1 protein-coding gene is annotated in these 2,307 nt (G+C 66.9%); it reads right to left on the bottom strand.

Annotated elements, in window-relative coordinates; translation table 11 throughout:
- Positions 1-325 precede the first annotated feature (325 nt).
- Positions 326-1,555 carry a cation:proton antiporter gene (locus tag ACFV9O_RS40115; RefSeq protein ID WP_385427980.1) on the bottom strand — a complete coding sequence of 410 codons (1,230 nt, stop codon included), beginning with the start codon at positions 1,553-1,555 and terminating at the stop codon, positions 326-328.
- Positions 1,556-2,307 lie beyond the last annotated feature (752 nt).

Genomic DNA, 2,307 nt, shown 5'->3' with positions numbered 1-2,307 from the left:
CGGCAGCAGCAGGACCTGGTGCGGGTCGAACGCCCGGAACGTCTTGTCCACCGCCGCCGGACGACCCTGCGGCTGCTTCTTCTCACCCGGCTCGACCTCGAACAGCCCATCCCGATCACGCATACCGAGATCATCCCGCATGAAAGATCACGAACCGCAAGCGGGTTGCCGATTACCGGGACACGCTCCTAGCGCCGCGTCCGCATCGAAAGCCTCGAGCTGGATGAAGCGCAGGTCGTTGATGGAGCGGACCTCACGGGGTTCCAACGTCTCCGGTCACGCCTGGGCTTCGCGGGCGGGCACGGGCTGTCGGGACCCAGAAGAATCACTCCACCGTCGCTGGTGGGCCTCCCGTCGGCCGAGGGGTGGCACGCCGGGCGTAGAGGCAGGCAATCGGCTCGGCGCTCAGTCCGTGGAGCACGATGCTGAGCATCACGGTCATCACCATGACGCGGGCGATGAAGTCCGCGCTCGCGTCTGGGAGCTCGATGACCGCAAGAGATCCGAACACGATGGACGTCACACCTCTCGGACCCATCCAGCCCAGGAACAGTTTGTCCGCCGGAGTCATCCCCGTCCCCGTCAGCACGATCAGAACGGGAAGCATGCGGATCAGGGTGACGGCGAGCAATGCGTAGAGGATCATCGAAGCCCGAAAACCCTCCCGGAAGGCGTCATTGACGATCTGTCCGAAAAGAAACCACAGCGCGAGGCTGAGGAGGATGACCACATCATCGGTCAACTCCACCGCGGTCTCGGGAAGCCGCCGCACCGACGGGCCGAAAATCACACCGGCCACGAAGGAGGCAACGAATCCATTTCCTCCCACGGCACTGGAGAACGTGTACGCCGCCACAGGCACGGCAAGGACTCCGAGCCTCATCGCCGATGACTCGGTCCACCCACGCGACCACGACCGGCGCATCAGCCAGCCGGCCGCCCAGCCGATGGCAAGACCGGTGGCGAGGGCCCACCCGGCCGCCTCAACCGCCTCCAGCAGTGCCTCACCGTAGTCGGCATACGCGCCATGCGATTCGACGGCCACGGCGATGCAGAGGAGAAAGACCGGCGAGACAATGCCGTCGTTGAGACCTCCTTCGACATTGAGAGTCTCCCGTAGCCGGGCCGGAATTCTGCGGTCACGGACGACGGCCGCGGTGGGGGCCAAGTCCAGCGGCACGACGACAGTCGCCAGGACCGCCAGCAGCCACCCCGACTGATCGGGAAAGACGAGGAAACCGGTCAGGAACGCGGCGCACAGGGTAAGCGGCAAGCCACCGGCGAGCAGACGGAGAACGGGGCCCTTCTCGCGTCCGAGGATCCCGCCGGGCACCTCGATGGCGTCCACGAACAGCAGCAGGGCCAGAACGACTTCGACCGCGTGCTCGAAAACAGCCGTCTCAAGCTCGAAATGGAGCGGGGGGTGTGATCCTGCGGTGAGCGCGATGCCCGCCCCCATCATCGCGATGGGCGCGGTGACGCTCCATCGCGAAAGCCTGTGCGCCAGAAGCGACCAGACGAACAGAATTCCCGCGATGACTGTGACGGCAAGCATGCCACCCCGCTTTCCGTATTGCGCACCGCCGGCTCGCACAGAGCCTAGGCTGGACACTTCGCGCGACCGCCGTCGACAGCGCCGAGAGTCGCCCATTGCCGTGATGCCGGCCGCATCATTCTGGGGGCGGGATGCGAACGTTCGGGAGTCAACAGCCTCTTTCACGATGAAGCCGGCCATGCTGAGATTCGTCGTGCAAGGCTCGATCGAACTCCTGGCCACACAACTGGCCGGCAGGCTGGTGGGCATGTGCCGTCCGCCGTATCCCGTCGTACAGACGACCTGACGCCCAGCGCCGTGATGCCGACCAGTTCCTGGGACACGCCCCGGGGGACATCCTCACTCGTGATCGTCCCTGCTCCGAAGCCTCGCTGATTCCGGGCTCGGTGATCTTGAAGCGGACCGCGGCCGCCCCCACCCGGCGCAGCCGACCCGACTCGCCCGTGTCGTAGCCGGGCGGGACGCCGGGCCCTGACCGGCTCGCCGCGCAGAGTGCCGGGACGGCGCGCCCTCCCCCGGGAGGCGGCGCCGTCCGGGCGCAGCGGGTGGCAGCCACGCCGGGGCTGGCAGAGGATGAGAGCGCTGCTCCCGCGCCGTGTCACTAAGCCTTGATCCACCGAGGTGGTTTGAGAGTGGTCTTTTGATCGGTTTCGGGTTGGGTGGCCGGGTGAGGGCAGGTTGTGTCCGCTGGTCTGCCCAGCATTTCCACGGTTCGGTTCCGGTCGGGCCCTTGCGGGCGGGGCGGGCGGGGG

Origin of the sequence: Streptomyces sp. NPDC059909 (genome assembly GCF_042730885.1) — a bacterium.
Classification (GTDB): Bacteria; Actinomycetota; Actinomycetes; order Streptomycetales; family Streptomycetaceae; genus Streptomyces.
The sequence above is the reverse complement of the archived record's forward strand: the minus strand, read 5'-3'. Positions and strand labels throughout refer to the sequence as shown.